Genomic DNA, 18,040 nt, shown 5'->3' with positions numbered 1-18,040 from the left:
TGGGCATGGGGCCCGAGGGTCACGTGGCCTCGATCTTCCCCGACTCCCCCGCGGCCACCGACAGCCGGACCGTCGTCTGGAGCCTGCTGGCGCAGGGGCCCGGGAGCAGCCGAGCGCCCGGGCTGAGGGCCGAGCGCACCCGAGGACGGACAGACCAGTCACCAGCAGCAGCGCTGCATCAGCCCGGCGGCGGCGCGTGTCTGATCAGCCCGACCGCGGCGCGTACATGATCAGCCCGACCCCGACCAGGCAGACCAGCGCACCGGCGACGTCCCAGCGGTCGGGCCGGAAGCCGTCGGCGACGGCGGCCCACAGCAACGAGCCGACGATGAAGACCCCGCCGTACGCGGCGAGCACCCGCCCGAAGGAAGCGTCGGGTTGCTGCGCGGCGACGACGCCGTAGAGCCCGAGCGCGACGACGCCGACCCCGATCCACAGCCATCCACGGTGCTCGCGGACCCCCTGCCAGACCAGCCAGGCACCGCCGATCTCCAGCACTGCCGCGAGCACGAAGAGCGCGATCGAGCGGACCGTCACGCCAGCGGGCGGGCGGTGAGGGCGGCGTGCACCGCGGTGAGCACCCGGTCGTCGTCCATGCCGTCGGCGCGGGCCTCGACGACCAGGCGGTTGGCCGCGGCGCGCAACCGACCCTCGACCGGGTCGCCTCCGCACCCGGTGACGACGGTCCCGGCCCGCCCCCGGCCCTCGACGAGCCCGTCGGTCTCCAGCTCGGTGTACGCGCGGGCCACGGTGCCGGCGGCGACACCGAGGTCGGCGGCGAGCGCCCGCACGCTGGGCAGCCGCTCGCCCTCCAGGAGGGACCCTGCGTGCACGAGGTCCGCGAGCTGGGCACGCAGCTGCTTCCACGGCGGGGTGCCGTTGCCGGCGTCCACGGTGAGCTGACGGGCGGGGTCGACGGGCACGCGCACAGTCTGCCGCGCCCTGGGAGACTCGACCCCCGTGAGCACCCCCGACGACAGCGCGTTCGACGGCCCGGCCGGGCCGGCCCCGACGTCCCTGAGCCGCACCCGGTACCTGCTCGGCTCGCTGGCCTGGCTGCTGACCCTGCAGTTCTTCGTGCTGGAGGCCGTGGCGATCGCCCGGTTCCCGGGGTACAGCCGCACCGGGCAGGTGATCAGCGACCTGGGCACCGACCTCTCCCCCGGCGCCGCGCTGATGAACGCCTCGTTCATCGCGCAGGGCGTGCTCATCGTGGCCGGCGGCGTGCTGCTGCGCCCGGGGCTCATCGGGCTGGGCGGCCGGCTCGCCGTCGTGCTGCTGTCCGCGGCCGGGGTCGGCACCCTGCTGGTCGGGCTGTTCCCCTCGGACACCGGTGGGGCGGCGCACACCGTCGGGGCGATCCTGTACCTGCTCGGCGGCGGGCTGGGCCTGATGGCCCTGGCCTACGCGGTCCGGCCCCGCTCGGAGGGCGTCGGCACGACGCTGGCCCTGCTCGGCCTGGTCGGGGTCATCGCCACCGTGCTCTTCGGCACCGCCGTCACCGGCCTGCTGGGCGAGGGCGGCACCGAGCGGCTCGCGGCCTACGTGCTGCCGCTGGGCCTGGCCGTCACCTCGGTGCTGCTGTGGCGCCAGCAGGACGACTGGCAGGTCGCCGTGCCCACGGGCGAGGAGGCGACGCTGACCAAGCGGCAGCGCCGGGAGCTGGAGAAGGCCGAGGCGTTCGACCGGGCCCGCGAGCGGGACGAGGCGCTGGAGGCGCTGGCCCGCAAGAAGGAGCAGGAGCGCGGCGCCCCCGCCGGGGACGACGACGACCCGGACGACTACGACGAGGAACGCGCCTGGCGCACCCCCCGCCAGCGCTGAGCCCTCAGCGCCCGGCGAGCAGGTCGGTCTCGACCTCGTCGCCGGGCGCCCACGGCGGGCGGACCCGGACGAACTCCTCGACGCCCATCATCTCGGTGAACAGCGGGAGCGGGAGGCCGAGGAAGAAGGCCGCGTCGGACTGGCTGGCGTGCGCGCGCAGCGCCGCGTGCTTGGCCTCGGCGAAGGGCCGGCAGTCCACGGTGGCGCCGATCTCCTCGTCGGCGGCGCCCATCTCCGGCATCTCCTCGTCCTGCGGGAGCTCCAGGCCGGACTCGGCCATCATCTCGCCGAACCGGGCGAAGGCGCTGCGCCGGATGGTCGACCAGTAGAGCTTGGCGTCCGAGCCCGCGGCGTCCAGCGCGGCCACGGTGACCCGGTTGGCCTGGATGTGGTCGGGGTGGCCGTAGAAGCCGTTCTCGTCGTAGGTGACGACGACGTCGGGCCGGTACCGGCGGACCAGCTCGGCGAGGACGCCGGCGGCCTCCTCGACCGGGGTCGCCCAGAACGACCCGGGGGCCTCGTTGCTGGCCCAGCCCATCATCCCGCTGTCGGCGTACCCCAGCGTCTCCAGGTGCGTGACCCCGAGGATGTCGGCGCTCTCCCGCAGCTCGGCCATCCGGGCGGCGACGACCTGCTCGCGGTCGTGGCCCGCGTCGCCGTGCTTGAGGTCGCCGTGGTCGCCCTGCTCGCCGTTCGTGCAGGTGACCAGGACCGTGCGCACGCCCTGCGCCGCGTAGTGGGCGAGGATGCCGCCGGTCGACGTCGCCTCGTCGTCGGGGTGCGCGTGCACCGCCATCAGGGTGAGCATGATCGAACGGTAGCCCGGTGCCACCCCACCCCCTGGGGGTGCCCGTGGGACCGTCGGGGTCCGGGTCGGGCAGAGTGTCCTCGACGGCAGCGCCGCCGCAGCCCCGCCCCCAGACCCGCACGGAGGACCACGCGTGTCGTCAGACAGCTCCGAGGGACCGTGGCCGGAGTCCCCGCCGCCGGAGAGCCGCTTCCGGTGGTCCTGGAACCCGGCCGTCCTGTCGGACCTGCCGGTGGTCCGCCGCGAGTTCCGGGCGCACGCCCTGGGCCTGCTGGCCGGGCGCGCGCACGCCGAGGACGCCGTCGCCGACGCCGTCCTGGCCCTGGACGAGCTGATGAGCAACGCGCTGCGGCACGGTGGCACCCCGGTGCAGGTGACCGTGGGGTCGCTGGAGTCGGGCCTGCTGCTGGTGGTGGCCGACGGGTCCGCCGGTGACCCGCCCCGGCACCGCACGCCCGACGGCAGCGGCCCCGGTGGACGTGGGCTGCACATCGTCGCCGACGCCGCCGAGGGCACCGGCTGGTGCCGCAGCCCCGGCGGGAAGTCGGTCTGGGCGTTCGTGCCCGTCATGATCTGACCCGGCCGGGTCAGCCGCGCAGCACCCGCCCCGCCCGGACCACGACGCGGGGCGCCGCGTGCCGCGCCAGCAGGTCCACGGTCCGCTCGGCGTCGTGCACGAGCAGGTCCGCCGGACCGCCCACCCGCAGGCCGTGGTCGGTCAGCCCGAGCACCCGGGCCGCCGACGTCGTCACCAGGTCGACCAGGGTCTCCAGCTGCGGCGCCGAGCGCATGTCCAGCAGGTGCGCGGCCAGGAAGGCGACCTCGAGCAGGGAGTGCCGGCCGAACGGGTAGTAGGCGTCCTCGATGTCGTCCTGCCCCAGCCCGACGGCGACCCCGGCGGCCAGTGCGCGCTCCACCGGCAGCGCGACCGAGCCGGTGTGCGGGTCGCTGATCAGGCCGAGGCCGACCTCGCGGGCCAGCGCCAGGAACTCGTCCTGCCGGGCCGTGTCGTAGTGCCCGATGGCCCGGGCGTGGCAGGCCACCCCGCGGCCGCGCAGGCCGTGCCGGTCCATCGCGTGCGCGAGCATCGTCGTCGTCGCGTAAGACGGGTCGGGGGCGTCGTCGGTGAGCATCGCGACCCGGGTGCCGAGCCGGGCGGCCAGCGCGCAGGCCCACTCGACGTGCGCCCGTTGGTCGTCCTCGCCGTCCTCGATCCACGGGATGCCGCCGACGACGTCGGCACCCAGGGCCATGGCCTGCTCGACCAGCTCGGCGGAGCCGGGGTCGCGCAGCACGCCGTCCTGCGGGAAGGCGACCACCGAGACGTCGACCTGACCGCGGAACTCCTCGCGCGCGGCCAGCACCGCCTGCACGCCGACCAGCCCGGCCGCGGTGTCGACGTCGGCGAAGGCCTGCAGGTGCAACACCCCGTGGGTGACGCCGTCGGTCAGGGCCTGCCGGATGTTCGGCAGCAGCGTCTCCACCGACCAGTGCGCCTTGACCGCGCTGGCCAGGTCGATGCTGGCCGCGGACTCGGCCATCCCGCCGGCGGTGTAGGCCTGCAGGGCCGCGTCGCCGATGAGCGGGAGGGTGCGCACCTTGTCCAGGTGCAGGTGGCCGTCGACGAACGGCTCGGTGACCAGACCGCCGTCGGCCTCCACCACCGGGACGCCGTCCGGCCGTTCGGCGGGCGGCGCCAGGGCGGTCACCCGGCCACCGGCGCAGTGCACGTCGAGGACCCTCCCGTCGCGCAGGCGGGCATCGGTCACGACCAGGTCGGTGGGCACGGGAGTGTCTTAGCGCAGAGACGTTGCGGACGTGCGTCGGGCGGCGATCGCCAGCAGGTCACGTGCGGGACCTGCCGCCGGGGTGGCCGCCCCGGACCACACGGCGCGCAGCTCACGGCCCAGCTCCAGGCCCGACACCCGGACGGCGACCAGCCGCCCGGCGTCCAGGTCGTCCCGCACGGCGAGCACCGACAGCACCGCCGGGCCCAGGCCGGACCGCACCGCCTCGCGAACCGCCGTCGAGGTGCCCAGCTCCTGCACCGGTGCCCGGCCGGGCCGTCCGAGAGCCTCCTCGAACGCCCGCCGGGTGCCCGACCCCGGTTCGCGGGCGACGAGCGCCGTCCCGGCCAGGTCGGCCGGGGACACCGCGCGCCGGCGGGCCGCCCACGGGTGGTCCGGGGCGACGACGAGGACCAGCCGGTCCCGGGCGACCACCTGGGAGTGCACTCCGGCCGGCACCCGTGGGCCCTCGACGAACCCGAGGTCGGCCGCGCCCTCCCCGACGAGCGCCACGACCGCGTCGCTGTTCGTCGCGGTCAGCGTCACCGAGGGTGCGGCGTCCGGCGGCGAGGCCGCCCGCAGCGCGACCAACCAGCCGGGGACCAGGTGCTCCGCCACGGTCATCGACGCCGCCAGCCGCAGCCGGGCCGCCCCGGTGTGCCGCAGGGCGGCTGCCGCGTCGTCCAGCTCGGTGGCGGCGGCCACCACCCGGGCGGCCCAGGCGGCCAGCGCCACGCCCGCCTCGGTGAGCCGCGACCCGGTGGCGCCCCGGTCGAGCACGGTGACGCCGAGCCGGCGTTCGAGGGAGCGCAGCCGGCTCGACGCCGCCTGCTGGCTGATCCCCTGCGCGCGGCCGGCCGCGCCGATGCTGCCGCCGGCGGCGACGTCGAGGAAGAGCTCCAGCGCGGTCAGCTCCGGGACGTGCGGGCTCAGCGGCATGCCACCGACGCTACCCACAAGGAACGCTTGTGCCCCCACAAGCGCAGCGGGGGTACCCGACCGGGTCGGTCCGTCCCAGGCTGGACCGGTGACCAGCACCGTCGTCCCCCCGACCGCCGCACCCACCCGGCCCCGGCTGGCCTCGTTCGGACCGAACTGGGCGACGTCGGTCATGGGCACCTCCGTGCTGGCGACCGCCACGGCCACCCTGCCGGTCCAGGTCCCCGGCCAGCGGGTGCTCGCGGCCGGGGTCTGGCTGCTGGCCGGCCTGGTCCTGCTGGCCGTGGGGACGGCGACCGCCCTGCACTGGCACCGGCACCCGGCCGCCGCCCGGGGCCACCTCGACGACCCGGTGATGGCGCACTCCTGGGGCGCTCCCCCGATGGCGCTGCTGGCCTTCGGCGCGGCGACCCTGCTGGTCGGCCGGGACGTCGTGGGTCTCCCGGCGGCACTGGCCCTGGACGTGGTGCTGTGGTCCGTCGGCACGGTCGGCGGGCTGGTGACCCTGATCCTGGTGCCCCTGCGCACGCGCACCCGGCACGCCACCGACAGCCGCTCGCCCTCGGCGGGGTGGCTGGTGCCGGTGGTCCCGCCGATGGTCTCGGCGGCGACCGGGGCCCTGCTGGTGCCGCACGCACCGGACGTCCTGGCCCTGCCCCTGCTGCTGGCCTGCTACGCCTTCGTGCTGGTCAGCCTGACGGCGAGCGCGGTCGTGCTGACCCTCGTCGCGCGGCGCACCGTGCGGCACGGGCTGCCTGCGGCGGGCGCCGTCCCGGTGCTGTGGGTGGTGCTGGGCCCGCTGGGCCAGTCGATCACCGCGGTGCACACCCTGGGCGGGCAGGCGCCGCGGGTGCTGCCCGCGACGGTCGCCGACCGGCTGGGCGCCCTCACCCTGGGGTTCGGGCTGCCGGTCTGGACGCTGGCGCTGGCCTGGGCGGCGTTCGCGGCGACGGTCACCATCCGTGCGGCGCGCCACGGCATCCCGTTCTCGCTGGCCTGGTGGTCCTTCGTCTTCCCGGTGGGCACCGTGGTCACCGGCACCTCCGGGCTGGCCGAGCAGACCGGGTCGGCGGCGCTCACCGTGGCCGCCGTGCTGGCCTGGCTGGTGCTGGCCACCGCGTGGGCCACGGTCGCGGCCCGCACGGCGGCCGGCGTCGGGTCCGGCCGCCTGCTCCACTGACCGACCGGGTCAGCGGCTGAGCGCGTCCAGGCCGTCGTCGGGCACGATCGGCCCGCCGGCCTCGACCGGCGGCCGGTGCAGCTGGTCCAGGCCGCGCATCCGGGCCGCGTGCAGCGCGAGCAGCAGGTTCAGCCGCAGCGTCGGGTCGGAGGTGAAGGGCCCGAGCATCCGCTCCAGCTTCCCGATCCGGTAGCGCATCGTGTTGTAGTGGAAGTGCAGCCGGCGCGCGGACTCCGCGACGTTGAGGTTGGTCTCCAGCAGCACCCGCAGGGTGTCGCGCAGGTCCGCCGAGTCCGGGTCGCTGGCGTCGGCCAGCGGGCCGAGGGTCTCGTCGACGTAGGAGCGCAGCTCGTTGCCGTCGGGGATGAGCGACAGCAGCCGGAACACGCCCAGCTGGTCGAAGTGCGTGACGGTGGCCTCGCCGTAGATCTCCTGGCCCACCTGCAGCGCCCGGGTGGCCTGCTGGTGCGCGTCGCCCAGCGCCGGCAGCGACCCCGCGGGGCGGCCGATCCCGGTGGCCAGCACCCGGCCGATGCGGCGCAGCCGGGCGTTGACCCGGCCGGTGACCGCCGAGACGAGCGCGGTGACCTCCTCGGGGGAGCGTCCGTCCAGCGGCAGCACCGTGACGATGTCGGTGGCCAGCCCGGCGACGGCCGCACCGGACACCTCGGACTCGATCGCGGCCCGCCAGCCATCGGCGAGCCGGTCCAGGACGTCCAGGGCGCGGGTGGGGTCGGCGGAGGCGTCGGCGACGGTCTCGGTGGCGGTCACCATGACCACGACCGGCCCGTCGAGCCGCCAGCCGAAGGTGCGGGTGTGCGCCAGCGCCCGCTCGGTGTGCCCGACCGTCCCGCCGACCAGCCGGCGGACCAGGTCGCCCTGGAAGCGCAGCTCGACCGAGTGCACGGCCTGGTGGCGGATCTCGGACAGCGCGGCGATGACCGCGCCGCGCTCGAGCACCGCACCGGCACCCACCAGCATCGGCCCGTGCCGGTTGACCGCGACCAACCACCCGTGGCGCTGGTCGCCGGCCATGATCGGGGCGACGGCGTACTCCCCCACCCCGCCGGGCAGCTCGTGGTGGCCGGGCACCAGCAGGATGCCGTCGGCCGGGGAGAGGTCGGCGTCGGCCAGCACGTCGGCCGGGGTGACGATGGCCTGGTCGGCGCGGTTCTCCGACAGCCGCCGGGACGGCGCGAGGTCGGCGAAGGCGTCGTCGGCGGCGGCGTCGAGCAGCCAGAGCCAGTCGCGGACCTCGGCGACGTCCTCGGAGGGGCCGGCGGTGGTCGCGATCTCGCGGTCCGGGCCCAGCCCGAGGACCGCGGCGCCGTCCAGGAAGCTGGCCGCCTGGGAGGTCACCTCGGCCAGCCCGCCGCCGGTCAGGGCGACGTCGATGAACTGGTTGTGCATCCGGTCGGCGAGGCTGAGCGCCTGGGTCTGCTTGGACACGATCGCGCCGAACACCTCGGCGACCACGGTGTCCAGCCGGGACCCGCGCGGCAGCGCGACGATCGGGAAGCCCCGCCGGTCGGCCTCCAGTCGCACCTCGGTGGGGACGGCGGGCGGCCCGTCGGCGTCGCGGTAGGCCAGCGCGGCCGTGCCCAGGGCGGACAGCCGCTCGATCAGCGCCCGGCACTGGGCCGGGTCGGCCGGCGGGAGCCGCGCGCCCAGCACGACCAGGACGTCGGGGCCGGCGCCGGCGAGCGGGTCGGCGGGGTCGTCGACGACGACCTGGCGCACCACCCGGCCGGCCCCGGCGGAGCCGGCCACCAGGGTGCCGTCGGTGAGGGCCAGCAGCTGGGTGACCGACAGGCCCATGCTGTCCTCCAGCGCGGTCCGCTCGGCCGGCGCGACGCGGGAGAGCACCGGCTCCGGCCGCAGGTTGATCTCACGCAGTGGAGCCGTGCGATGACCCATCGCAGTCACTGTCATCGAAGACTCACGTTCGGTCACCGTTCGTCCCCCCATGTCGCCCACTCGTCCCACCCGTTGCCGGAGATCCTGTCAGAGCTCCCCGTCCCGCGGGAGCCATTCTTGGCGAGTCTCGCCATACGGACCTCGTCGACGCGCCGCTTAGGTTCGAGACCTGCACGGTGTGGCCGTGCCGGGATGGTAAGCGTCGGTGACGGCGCGTGGGCGCCCGCCCGTGCCACCCGGCCGCCGACCGTGCCGACGACGACTGCCGACCCCGGTCGTCGGACTCCACGGGAGAGGGCCACCCCCATGCGCACCGCAGACTCCAGCCCGACGACCGCCGGCCACCGGCGGACCGCGGCCACCGGCGGACCCGGCCGGGCCGCCCGGGTCGGCGTGCCGACCATCCCGCTGCCCCGCGAGTCCGCGCAGGCCGCCGCCCGCACCGCCCGACCGGTGCGCGCCCCCGGCGCCAGCGTGCCCGCCGCGGCCAGCACCGGCGTCGCCGAGCTGCTGCGCGGCCCGGTGCGCCAGGCCCGGGTGCTGCTGTCCGTGCCCGCCGCCGTCTACCTGGCCGTGCAGACCCCGCAGGGCACCGACGTCGTCGGCGTGCTCACCTCCGACGCCGCCCGGCTGCCGCTGGGCCTGGTGCTCTCCCGGCCGGCCAACGGCCGCCCGCTGGTCTCCGTGCCCTCCGGCGCCCCGGCCACCGTCGGCGCCGGCCGGCTCACCGTCGGCGACCTCACCGTCTCGGCCGCCGCCTGGTGGGAGCCGCGCCCCAAGCTGCCCGGCGCCCAGCCCTCGCTGCTGCCCGAGGGCGTGCGGACGCTGCGCACCACGCTCTACGGCGACAGCCCGCACAGCGCCTTCACCCTCCCCGGCCTGCCCGGCGGCCCCAGCGGCCCGCTCGCCGCCCTGCGCGGCGCCGTCCGCCGCGCCGACCTCGACGCCGCGCTGCGCACGGCCACCCGGCTCGTCGGCCTGGGCCCGGGCCTCACCCCCGCAGGGGACGACGTGCTGGCCGGCACCGTCGCCGGGCTCGTTCTGCTGGGCCACCCCGACGCCGAGCGCTTCGGGGCCGGCGTGCACGCCCTCGCCGCGGGCCGGACCACGGAGCTCTCCCGCGCCCTGCTGCGGCACGCCGCCGCCGGCCGGGTCAGCGGCGAGTTCGCCGCCGTCGTCCGCGGGCTCGTCGGCCAGGGCGACCTGACCGGCGCACTGGCCACCCTGCTGGCCACCGGCGCGACCAGCGGGCGGGCCATGGCACTGGGCCTGTGCACCGCGATCGACCTGGCCGAGCGGACCACCCGGCCGCGCTGAGAGACCGATCCGTCCGCCGCGGGCCCTGGTCGAGACGGCACCGAGCCGGTTCACTGGACCCGTGCGGGGGCGCGGCGGGACACCGGAGCTGGACGGGCACTCGCTGCTGGGCACCGCCCGGCTGCTGACCGGGTCCCCCGGCGCCGGCGCCGACCTGCTGGTGCGGGTGCTCGCCCGGCGGCCGGCCACCCGGGAGGCGGCGCTGGCCCGCCTGGTCCGTGCCCTCCGCGGCCGCCGCTCAGGACTGGGCCGGGGTGCCGGTTCGATCGACGCCGAGGTGCCCACCGACGCCTGGTGGGTCTCCCCCGCCGACGTCTCCGCGGCCCGGGCCACCGAGGCGGCCCTGGACCGGCTGACCCTCGACCAGCGCACCGTGCTCGTGCTGACCCACGCCGAGCAGCTGGACCCCGGGGCCGTGGGACGCCTGGTCCCCGGCGCCGCCGGGCTGCTGCGGTCGGCCGAGGCCCAGGTCGCCGCCGAGGTGCCCGACCCCGCGGACCTGCCCGCCCGGCTGGACGGCGTCCTGGCCCTGGACGGGAGCCCGGACGGCGCCGACCTGCTGCTGCCGCTGCGGGTGCGGGCCGCCCGACGCAGCCGGCGCCTGCGGTGGGCCACGGCCTCCGCGGTCGCCGCGGCGCTGGTGGTCGGCAGCGTGCTGGTGCCCGGGGACGGCGGTCCCGCCGAGTCTCCCGCTGCCGCCCCGTCGACGGCGACAGCCACCCCGGCCGAGGAGACCTCGGTGTCCGACGGCAGCGTCACCTTCTTCCCGTTGGAGCCCAGCGCCGCGCCTGCGTCCCCGCTGCTGACACTGGGGACCCGCGGGTCGCTGGCCGGGGACCAGGCGTACCTGGACGCCTTGCTGGAGGCAGCCGGACCGGTGCTCCTCGGCACACCCGTCGCCACGCGCCGCGTCCTCTTCGCCGGGGACGTCGGTGACCAGCGGGTGGCGCTGGTCGTCGGGGAGAACGGCCTGGGCGTCCTGCAGACCTGGTACGCCGGACCGATCGGCGCCCCGGTGGACCAGCTGCAGCAGGACGGCGGGGCCCAGGGCCCACTCCTCCACTCGGTGGCCGGCGTCGTCGGTGACCCCGGGCTGTTCATCGCCCTGGTCGTCCCGGGGGACACCGTGGAGTACTCCCCCGGGGTCGCGCTGGACGCCACGGGCACCGCCGTCCGGGAGTGGCGCACGGTGGAGTCCGCGGACGGCGTGCTGGTCGGCCCCGCCGGGAAGGGCGGCACCACGGCGTCCTACCGGGTGGTCCGACCGGACGGCAGCCAGGCCGAGGTCGGTGAGGCCTGGGGGGCCTTCGGCTGGTCCGGCGACCCGGTCACCGGTCCCGCCCCGCCGACGCTGCGCGCCGGCCCCGGTCGCGACCCGGTCCAGGCACAGGTGTTCACCGCGGCCCTGGACGAGGTCCTGCTGCCCACCGGGATCTCCGCGGACCAGCTCCGGGTCAGCGTCCTGTGGTCCGGGGAGGTCCCCAGCAGCTCGGGCCAGCCGGCGGACGTCGTGGTGCTGGCGGTCGTGCTGCCCAACGGCGCCGTGGTGACCACGACGGCCTGGTCGGTCACCACCGGCGGGTACGGCTCGACCGGCGGGTGCGGCAGCACCGGGCATCCCGCCGGCACGGATCCCGCGACGCTGACCGTCGTCGCCCGGTGCGATGTGTGGGCCGACGGCGACCAGCCCCTGAGCTCGCTGGTCGTCACCGCCCCCGCGAGCACCGGCACGGTCACCCTCGGCGCCGGCGACGGGGGCCCCGACGTCCCGATCCGGCTGTCGCGCGGCTGGGCCGTCGTCCGGGAGCCCGACGCCGGGCTCACCACGGTGACCGCCCCGACGCCGGGACGGGTCAGCGCCGCGGGAGCCGGCGACCTCTGGGACGTCTGAGGCCGCCGGTCCCGACGGGCCTCAGCGGGCGAGCTCGGCGAAGGTGTCGGCCACCCAGTCGGCGACGAAGACGCTGACGTGCGACAGGTGGTCCAGCCCGATGTGCTCGGTGGCGCCCTCCTCGGGGGTGAAGACCCGCAGCTCGCGCTTGGGGGAGTTGACCGCCTGGTCGTAGGAGCGGTGCGCGTAGGCCAGCGGGATCTGCCGGTCGTCCTCGCCGTGCGCGATGAGGAACGGCACGGTGATCTGCTCGACGACGCCGTCCAGGTTGACGTCGTCGGCGAAGTCCAGGAACGCGTCCAGGTGGTGCTCGTCGCCCTCGATGCCCCACACCCACAGCACGTGCGACCAGTAGTGCGGCACCGGCCGCTCGCCCTCGCGCTCGGCCCGGCGACGCTGCACGGCGCCCCAGTCGTGGTTGGCGCCCCAGGCCACGCAGAGGGCGAACCGCTTCTCGAACGCCGCGGCGCGCGGGGAGTAGAAGCCGCCCAGCGACCAGCCGACGACGCCGATGCGCGCCGGGTCGACGTCGGTGCGGGTCTCCAGCCAGTCCACGGCCGCGCCGGCCCAGACCTCGGCGTCGATGCGGGCGGTGATGCCCTGCAGGCGCAGCGACTCACCCGTGCCGGGCTGGTCCAGCATCAGGCAGGAGATGCCGCGCTCTGCCAGCTCGAGCCAGTGGCCCGACGAGTACATGTGCTCCTTGGTCGAGTCCAGGCCGTTGACCAGCACGACGACCGGCGCCGGGCCGTCGTCGGTGGCCGGGGCGGCGCTGAAGTACGCCGGCAGGCTCTGGCCCTCGTAGGGGATCTCGACCCGGCTGACCCGCGGGCTGTGCAGCGCGAACGCCTTCTCCGCCAGCTCCAGCACCCGGCGGTAGGTGGGCACCCGGTCGGGGTTGGTGTGGGCGAGCATCCGCTCGGCCTGGCACAGGTAGTTGGTGGCGCGGGAGTACAGCTGCCCCGCGGTGCGGGTGTGGCCGGCCTTCTCGGCCTCCTCGGCCTGGCCGACCAGCTGGTCGGTCAGCGCGGTCCAGGCGCGCAGGAAGTCCGCGGTGCCGGCGTCCTCGCCCTGCTGCGCGGCCTCCTTGATCGGCCGGCAGGCGCGGTCGACCTCGTCGATCAGGCCGCCGGAGTTGAGCGTCGCGACGACGCCCAGGTTCCACACGTAGTTGCCGGGGAAGTACTCGAACACGGGGGTGCCTCTCGGTACGGGGGTGTGCGGTCAGGGACGGGTGCGGGCGCGCGGGCGCTGCCGGGCACGCGGTGTGGGGGGCAGGTCGAGTCCCGCAACCACCCGGTTGCGGATGGTGCCGATGCCCTCGACGGTCATCTCGACGACATCGCCGACCTGCAGCGGGGGTGGTGCGGCGTCGCCGTCCCGGCCCCACAGCTCGGCCAGACACCCGCCGTTGCCGCAGGTGCCCGAGCCCAGGACGTCGCCGGCCAGCAGCCGGGTGCCGCGGCCGGCGTAGACGACCAGCTCCTCGAACGGCCAGCCCATGTTGGACAGCAGGTCCTGCCCGACCAGCTCGCCGTTGACCGTGACGCGCATGTCCAGGGCGAGGAAGCCCTCGTCGTCCCGGTAGGGCTCGAGCTCGTCGGCAGTGACCAGCCACGGGCCCAACGTCGTCGCCGAGTCCTTGCCCTTGGCGGGGCCGAGGCTCACCTGCATCTCGGCGGCCTGCAGGTCCCGCGCGGACCAGTCGTTGAGGACGGTGTAGCCGAACAGGGCCTCGCGGGCCTGCTCCGGCGTCGGGGAGGACAGGTCCGCGCCCAGGACCGCGGCCACCTCGAGCTCGAAGTCGAAGCGCTGGGACCCCGGCGGGACGGCGACGTCGTCGTGCGCACCGACCAGGGCGAAGGGGTGCGTGAAGTAGAACGTCGGGGCGGCGTACCAGCGCTCGGGCACTCCCCCGACCCCGTCGATGCTCCTGCGGACGCCCTCGACGTGCTCCTCGAAGGTGACGAAGTCACGCACCGAGGGGGGCTGCAGCGGCGGCAGCAGGCGGACGGTGTCCAGCGGCAGCGCCGGGCCCTCGAGGGCCTGCTCGCCCGCGGCCAGCGCGGTCGGCAGGCCGGAGCGGACCAGGTCCAGCACCGTGGTGCCGGGCAGGGCGTGCACGCCGGCGTCGGAGACGACCCCCGCGGACACGACCCCGTCGTGGGCGTAGGTGGCGAACCGCATCAGACGGGCGGGGCCACGAAGAGGCCCTTGTCCGGGTCGTTGAACGACTGCTTGGCGACGAACTCGTTCATCGCGTTGGCCGTGCCCCACTGGTCGGACACCTCCGGGTTGGAGAAGTCGTAGAGCGTGGGGTGCCAGGTGTCCTCGTCGACCAGGTCCAGCTCGGTCGTGTACTCCACCGTGTTGCCGTGCGGGTCCAGGAAGTAGGAGAACGTGTTGTTCCCGGCCATGTGCCGGCCCGGGCCCCAGATCTTCTCCACACCCGCGCGCAGGGCGCGCCCGGTGCCGCGCATGTACTCGTCGATGCCACGCAGCTCGAAGGAGGCGTGGTGCAGCGAGGCGTGCGGGCCACGGGCGATCGCCAGCGAGTGGTGCCAGGCGTTGGTGCGCAGGAAATACATCATGTTGCCCATCCGCGGGTGCATCAGGGTGTCCGACAGCGCGAACCCGAAGTGCTGCTCGTAGAAGGCGACCGTCTTCTCCGGCTCGGTCGAGTTGAGCACCACGTGCGAGAGGCGGACCGGGACGGACTCGCCCTCCTCGATCTTGCGGTGCTCGCGGACGGCGACGGCGGAGGACACCTCCACGGTGCGGCCCTCGTTGTCGAAGAACCGGAAGCCGTACCCGCCGCCGGGGGTCTGCAGGTCGGTGGGCTCGTGCACCAGCTGCACACCGGCCGAGGCCATCCGGGCGGCCAGGGTGTCGACGTCGGCCCGGTCGGCGGCACCGAAGGAGATCAGGTCGATCCGCTTGTCGGTGGCCTCGCGCAGCCGGACGACGTAGTGCTCCGGGCTGCCCTCGGCGGCCAGGAAGGACAGGCCGCTGTCGGTGGTCTCCTGCTTGAGGCCCCAGGTGTGGGTGAAGAAGTCGGTCTGTCGGCGCAGGTCGGGCACGGCCAGGTCGACGTGGCGCAGGTGGGTGATCAGGCGGGTCTTCTCGGGCGCGGTCATGGTGTCTCTCCCTCTCAGGCGGGCTGGCTGACGAGCTGCGCGACGGAGCGCATCAGGGCGGGGACGTCGCCCTGGACGTGGTCGAGCTGCCACTGGGCGAGCTGGTCGGAGGCCTCGACGACGGTGCGGGCCCGGTCGAACCGACGGCCGTGGAAGGCGTCCCACAGCTCCTCGTCCAGGGCGTCCCGGCCGGTGAGCAGCTCGCCGAGGACGGCGGCGTCCTCCAGGGCCTGCGCACCGCCCTGGGCGACGGTCGGCGGGCAGGTGTGCGCGGCGTCGCCGATGAGGACGACCCGGCCGCGGTTCCACGGGGCGGGCAGCACGTGGCTCTCGAACCAGGTGTAGTTGACCCGGCTCGGGTCGGTGAGCGTGGACCGGATCTCGTCCCACGGGCCGTGGTAGGCCTCCGACAGCTGCCGCATGGTGGCCAGCTGCTCGTCGGGGGTCAGCGTGGAGCGGTCCTGGGCGTCCTCGACGATGTAGGCGTAGACCGAGTCCTCCCCGGTCGGGCAGTAGCCGGCGATGTAGGAGGGCCCGCCGTAGAACAGGTCGGTGCGGGTGACCCCGGCCGGCCGGGGGCCGAACGCCCGCCAGATGCCCATGCCGGTCTGCCTGGTCTCCAGCTGGATGCCCAGCATCCGCCGGGTCCAGGAGCGGACGCCGTCGGCGCCGACGACCAGGTCGTAGCGGCCGGCCGAGCCGTCGGAGAAGGTGACGTCCACGCCGTCGGCGTCCTGGCGCAGGTCGGTCGACGTCGTCGCGTAGCGGATCTTCGCGCCGACCTCGGTGGCCCGGTCGTGCAGGATGCCGGCCAGGTCGGGCCTGGTCATGCCCATGGCGGCCGGGTAGGCCGGGCCGCCGGTGCGGGCATCGGGCACCTCGACGACCACCGACCCGGCCGGGTCGGGCGCCCGGATGCCGGTGACGTCGAAGGCGTAGCCCCGCTCCCGGGCGGCCTCCCAGACCCCGAGCCGGTCCAGCTCGCGCAGGGCGTTGCCCTGCAGCGTGATGCCCGAGCCCAGGGCGTGGACGTCGGGCTTGACCTCGACGAGGTCGACGGCCACGCCGGCGGCGGCCAGGTGGACGGCGGTCGCGGCACCGGCGAGGCCGCCGCCGACCACGAGCACGTTCTGCACTGCACTCATCGGGGATTCCCTACTTGACGGCGATCGGGGCGACCGGGGCGCCGACGGCGCCGGTCACGGGCAGGGGCGGGGCGGTGAGCAGGAACTCGTGGACGCCGTCGGCCGCGCAGTCCGCGGCCAGCGCCTCCAGGTCCCACATCTCGCCCAGGAACAGGCCCAGGTGCGGGATGGCGACTTGGTGGAAGGGCTGGAAGGTGGGTGCCGAGAACTCACTCGGCCGCACCTCGACGCCCCACGTGTCGGTGGCGACGGCGGCGACGTCGTGCGCGCGCAGCCAGTCCAGGGCGGTGAACGACAGCCCCGGGGAGTCCCCGCCGGCGTAACCGGCCCAGCCCTCCCCGGCGGCGACCGTGCGCCGGGCGCGGGCCAGCCGTCCGGTGCGGACCAGCAGCAGGTCCCCGCTGCCGACCTCGACGCCGGCGGCGGCCGCGGTGGCGTCCAGGTGCGCCGGGGTGATCGCGAAGCCGTCGGGCAGCTCGGCGGTGGCCGGCTCCAGGTGCCGGGCGACGTCGAGCAGCACGCCGCGGCCGACGAACCGGCCGGCGGTGGTCTCGATGCCGGTGCGGGCGTCGCCCATGGAGGTGACGACGTCGCCGGCCCGCCGGCCGTTCCAGGCCCGGCCGTGGTCGAAGATGTGCCCCAGCCCGTCCCACTGGGTGGAGGACTGCAGCGGCATCGCGACCACGTCGTCGGCGCCGCCGATGCCGTGCGGGAAGCCCTGCACGCCGCGCTCGGCGTCGGTCCCGGTGTCCAGCATCGTGTGCACCGGGTTGGTCCGGCGGCGCCAACCGCTCTGCGGGCCCTCGGCGTTGAAGTGCTGGGTGAGGTCGAAGGCGTCCCCGCGGCGGACCAGGCCGGCGCCCTGCACCCGCTTGGCCGGGGTCAGCAGGTTCAGCGTCCCGAGCACGTCCTCGGCACCCCAGCGGTCCCAGTTGGAGACCCGGGCGGCCGCGGCCGCGATGGCGGCCTCGGGGTCGGACCAGTCGGTGGTCTCGGCGGGAGCGGTTCTGGGCTGGGTCATGGTGCCTTCCGGTCGTCGGTGACTCGGGCCACTCTCGGCGGCAGCACGGTCATCAGGGAAGACGGGATCGGTGATGCTCGGGATCACTCCGGTGGATGCCCGGACGCACTACAGTCCGCGGCCGTGAACGTCGCCAACCTGGACCTGAACCTGCTGGTCTCCCTCGACGCCCTGCTCCAGCAGCGCAGCGTCACCCGGGCGGCCCGGCAGCTGGGGCTCAGCCAGCCGGCGTTGTCCGCGTCACTGGGCAGGCTGCGGCGGCACTTCGACGACGAGCTGCTGGCCCGGGTGGGCAACGAGTACCGGCTCACACCACTGGCGGTGCAGCTCCAGCTGCAGGCCCGGCTGGCCCTGGAGGGCGTGCAGCGGGTGTTCTCCGCCCAGCCCGGCTTCGACCCGGGGACGTCGAGCCGGGAGTTCACCCTGCTGCTCAGCGACTACGCCGTCACCGTCCTCGGGGACACCCTCTGCGCCCTGCTGACCGAGGTCGCCCCGCACGCCCGGCTGCGGCTGGCCCCGCACAGCCCCGAGCTGGTGGCCCGGGCCGACCAGGCGCTGCTGGCCAGCGACCTCATGCTGCTCCCCCGCGGCTTCGTCGACGACCTGCCGCACCAGGACCTCTACACCGACGAGTGGGTGCTGGTGGTCTCCACCGACAACACCGAGATCGATGACGCCGTCACCGTCGAGCAGCTCCGGGAGCTGCCCTGGGTGGTCGTCTACCACGGTCAGACGGCGTCCACCCCGGCCGCGCGGGCCCTGCGGGTGCAGGGCATCGAACCCCGGGTGCAGGTGGTCACCGAGAGCTTCCTGACCGTGCCCACCCTGGTCGCCGGCTCTCCCCGGATCTCGCTGCTGCAGCGGCGGCTGGCCGCACTGCTGCCCCGCGACACCGGGGTGCGGACCCTCCCGTGCCCGGTGGACGTCGGGGGTCTGGTCGAGGCGATGTACTGGCACCCGGTGTACGACCGCGACCCCGAGCACGTCTTCCTGCGCCGGCTCACCGTCCAGGCCGCCCGGCAGGCCACCGCGTCGCTGGACTGACCCTGCCGGGCCCCATCGACGGCGGTGATG

The 18,040-nt window shown here is 75.6% G+C and carries 18 protein-coding genes; 7 read left to right on the top strand and 11 right to left on the bottom strand.

Annotated elements, in window-relative coordinates:
- The first annotated feature begins 5 nt into the window (after positions 1-5).
- A complete protein-coding gene (locus tag AC0IVP_RS05810; RefSeq protein ID WP_471755205.1) occupies positions 6-230 on the top strand; it encodes a hypothetical protein in 225 nt (74 codons plus the stop codon).
- On the opposite strand, the gene AC0IVP_RS05805 is transcribed toward AC0IVP_RS05810, so the two are convergent.
- Together AC0IVP_RS05805 and AC0IVP_RS05800 are read right to left on the bottom strand one after the other, a co-directional pair.
- Positions 205-537 carry a YnfA family protein gene (locus AC0IVP_RS05805; protein ID WP_056299716.1) on the bottom strand — a complete coding sequence of 111 codons (333 nt, stop codon included), beginning with the start codon at positions 535-537 and terminating at the stop codon, positions 205-207. The genes AC0IVP_RS05810 and AC0IVP_RS05805 overlap by 26 nt on opposite strands.
- Positions 534-923: a GntR family transcriptional regulator gene (locus AC0IVP_RS05800; protein WP_471755201.1), complete on the bottom strand. Its 390-nt coding sequence runs from the start codon at positions 921-923 to the stop codon at positions 534-536. The genes AC0IVP_RS05805 and AC0IVP_RS05800 overlap by 4 nt, the downstream gene beginning before the upstream one ends.
- Before the next feature lie 37 nt (positions 924-960).
- Between AC0IVP_RS05800 and AC0IVP_RS05795 the strand changes: the two genes are divergently transcribed.
- Positions 961-1,824: a DUF998 domain-containing protein gene (locus AC0IVP_RS05795; protein WP_471755199.1), complete on the top strand. Its 864-nt coding sequence runs from the start codon at positions 961-963 to the stop codon at positions 1,822-1,824.
- A 4-nt stretch (positions 1,825-1,828) separates the two neighbouring features.
- On the opposite strand, the gene AC0IVP_RS05790 is transcribed toward AC0IVP_RS05795, so the two are convergent.
- Positions 1,829-2,632 carry a PIG-L family deacetylase gene (locus AC0IVP_RS05790; protein WP_471755197.1) on the bottom strand — a complete coding sequence of 268 codons (804 nt, stop codon included), beginning with the start codon at positions 2,630-2,632 and terminating at the stop codon, positions 1,829-1,831.
- A 133-nt stretch (positions 2,633-2,765) separates the two neighbouring features.
- Between AC0IVP_RS05790 and AC0IVP_RS05785 the strand changes: the two genes are divergently transcribed.
- Positions 2,766-3,209 carry an ATP-binding protein gene (locus AC0IVP_RS05785; protein ID WP_056299709.1) on the top strand — a complete coding sequence of 148 codons (444 nt, stop codon included), beginning with the start codon at positions 2,766-2,768 and terminating at the stop codon, positions 3,207-3,209.
- Positions 3,210-3,219: 10 nt separating this feature from the next.
- Here the strand turns inward: AC0IVP_RS05785 and AC0IVP_RS05780 are convergent, their stop codons facing one another.
- Both AC0IVP_RS05780 and AC0IVP_RS05775 read right to left on the bottom strand, forming a co-directional pair.
- Positions 3,220-4,419, bottom strand: coding sequence for an amidohydrolase family protein (locus tag AC0IVP_RS05780; RefSeq protein ID WP_471755195.1), 1,200 nt, complete (start codon positions 4,417-4,419; stop codon positions 3,220-3,222).
- Between the two features lie 9 nt (positions 4,420-4,428).
- Positions 4,429-5,358 carry a LysR family transcriptional regulator gene (locus AC0IVP_RS05775; RefSeq protein WP_471755193.1) on the bottom strand — a complete coding sequence of 310 codons (930 nt, stop codon included), beginning with the start codon at positions 5,356-5,358 and terminating at the stop codon, positions 4,429-4,431.
- 88 nt (positions 5,359-5,446) lie between these two features.
- On the opposite strand from AC0IVP_RS05775, the gene AC0IVP_RS05770 reads away from it, so the two are divergent.
- On the top strand, positions 5,447-6,538 hold the full coding sequence (locus tag AC0IVP_RS05770; protein WP_471755191.1) for a TDT family transporter: 1,092 nt from the start codon (positions 5,447-5,449) through the stop codon (positions 6,536-6,538).
- A gap of 9 nt (positions 6,539-6,547) precedes the next feature.
- On the opposite strand, the gene AC0IVP_RS05765 is transcribed toward AC0IVP_RS05770, so the two are convergent.
- Positions 6,548-8,404, bottom strand: coding sequence for a helix-turn-helix domain-containing protein (locus AC0IVP_RS05765; RefSeq protein ID WP_471755189.1), 1,857 nt, complete (start codon positions 8,402-8,404; stop codon positions 6,548-6,550).
- Positions 8,405-8,761: 357 nt separating this feature from the next.
- On the opposite strand from AC0IVP_RS05765, the gene AC0IVP_RS05760 reads away from it, so the two are divergent.
- Positions 8,762-9,772 carry an oxamate carbamoyltransferase subunit AllH family protein gene (locus tag AC0IVP_RS05760; protein ID WP_056299698.1) on the top strand — a complete coding sequence of 337 codons (1,011 nt, stop codon included), beginning with the start codon at positions 8,762-8,764 and terminating at the stop codon, positions 9,770-9,772.
- 61 nt (positions 9,773-9,833) lie between these two features.
- A complete protein-coding gene (locus AC0IVP_RS05755; protein ID WP_471755187.1) occupies positions 9,834-11,663 on the top strand; it encodes a hypothetical protein in 1,830 nt (609 codons plus the stop codon).
- A gap of 21 nt (positions 11,664-11,684) precedes the next feature.
- Here the strand turns inward: AC0IVP_RS05755 and AC0IVP_RS05750 are convergent, their stop codons facing one another.
- From AC0IVP_RS05750 to AC0IVP_RS05730, 5 genes are read right to left on the bottom strand one after another with little or no spacing between them, the layout of a single operon-like run.
- The gene (locus AC0IVP_RS05750) at positions 11,685-12,857 is read right to left on the bottom strand and encodes an alpha/beta hydrolase family protein (protein ID WP_471755185.1); all 1,173 of its coding nucleotides are present in this window, start codon (positions 12,855-12,857) and stop codon (positions 11,685-11,687) included.
- A 30-nt stretch (positions 12,858-12,887) separates the two neighbouring features.
- Positions 12,888-13,850 carry a fumarylacetoacetate hydrolase family protein gene (locus tag AC0IVP_RS05745; protein ID WP_056299694.1) on the bottom strand — a complete coding sequence of 321 codons (963 nt, stop codon included), beginning with the start codon at positions 13,848-13,850 and terminating at the stop codon, positions 12,888-12,890.
- Complete coding sequence (locus AC0IVP_RS05740; RefSeq protein WP_471755183.1) at positions 13,850-14,800, bottom strand: VOC family protein; 951 nt, start codon at positions 14,798-14,800, stop codon at positions 13,850-13,852. The genes AC0IVP_RS05745 and AC0IVP_RS05740 overlap by 1 nt, the downstream gene beginning before the upstream one ends.
- A 14-nt stretch (positions 14,801-14,814) precedes the next feature.
- The gene (locus tag AC0IVP_RS05735; protein ID WP_471755181.1) at positions 14,815-15,945 is read right to left on the bottom strand and encodes an FAD-dependent monooxygenase; all 1,131 of its coding nucleotides are present in this window, start codon (positions 15,943-15,945) and stop codon (positions 14,815-14,817) included.
- 10 nt (positions 15,946-15,955) lie between these two features.
- Positions 15,956-16,966 (bottom strand): cyclase family protein, encoded by a 1,011-nt coding sequence (locus AC0IVP_RS05730; RefSeq protein ID WP_471755179.1) that lies wholly within the window; start codon positions 16,964-16,966, stop codon positions 15,956-15,958.
- Between the two features lie 123 nt (positions 16,967-17,089).
- On the opposite strand from AC0IVP_RS05730, the gene AC0IVP_RS05725 reads away from it, so the two are divergent.
- Complete coding sequence (locus tag AC0IVP_RS05725; RefSeq protein WP_471755177.1) at positions 17,090-18,010, top strand: LysR family transcriptional regulator; 921 nt, start codon at positions 17,090-17,092, stop codon at positions 18,008-18,010.
- The last annotated feature ends 30 nt before the right edge of the window (positions 18,011-18,040 follow it).

The sequence above is a fragment of the Klenkia sp. AC732 genome (genome assembly GCF_979256525.1).
Note: the sequence above shows the minus strand (reverse complement) of the source record. Positions and strands in the feature narration are given on the sequence as shown.

Excerpts from the sequence above, each read along its gene's own strand:
- AC0IVP_RS05745 (WP_056299694.1), bottom strand. The coding sequence starts at position 13,850 with ATGCGGTTCGCCACCTACGCCCACGACGGGGTCGTGTCCGCGGGGGTC.
- AC0IVP_RS05760 (WP_056299698.1), top strand. The coding sequence starts at position 8,762 with ATGCGCACCGCAGACTCCAGCCCGACGACCGCCGGCCACCGGCGGACC.
- AC0IVP_RS05775 (WP_471755193.1), bottom strand. The coding sequence starts at position 5,358 with ATGCCGCTGAGCCCGCACGTCCCGGAGCTGACCGCGCTGGAGCTCTTC.
- AC0IVP_RS05730 (WP_471755179.1), bottom strand. The coding sequence starts at position 16,966 with ATGACCCAGCCCAGAACCGCTCCCGCCGAGACCACCGACTGGTCCGAC.
- AC0IVP_RS05735 (WP_471755181.1), bottom strand. The coding sequence starts at position 15,945 with ATGAGTGCAGTGCAGAACGTGCTCGTGGTCGGCGGCGGCCTCGCCGGT.
- AC0IVP_RS05810 (WP_471755205.1), top strand. The coding sequence starts at position 6 with ATGGGGCCCGAGGGTCACGTGGCCTCGATCTTCCCCGACTCCCCCGCG.
- AC0IVP_RS05740 (WP_471755183.1), bottom strand. The coding sequence starts at position 14,800 with ATGACCGCGCCCGAGAAGACCCGCCTGATCACCCACCTGCGCCACGTC.
- AC0IVP_RS05790 (WP_471755197.1), bottom strand. The coding sequence starts at position 2,632 with ATGCTCACCCTGATGGCGGTGCACGCGCACCCCGACGACGAGGCGACG.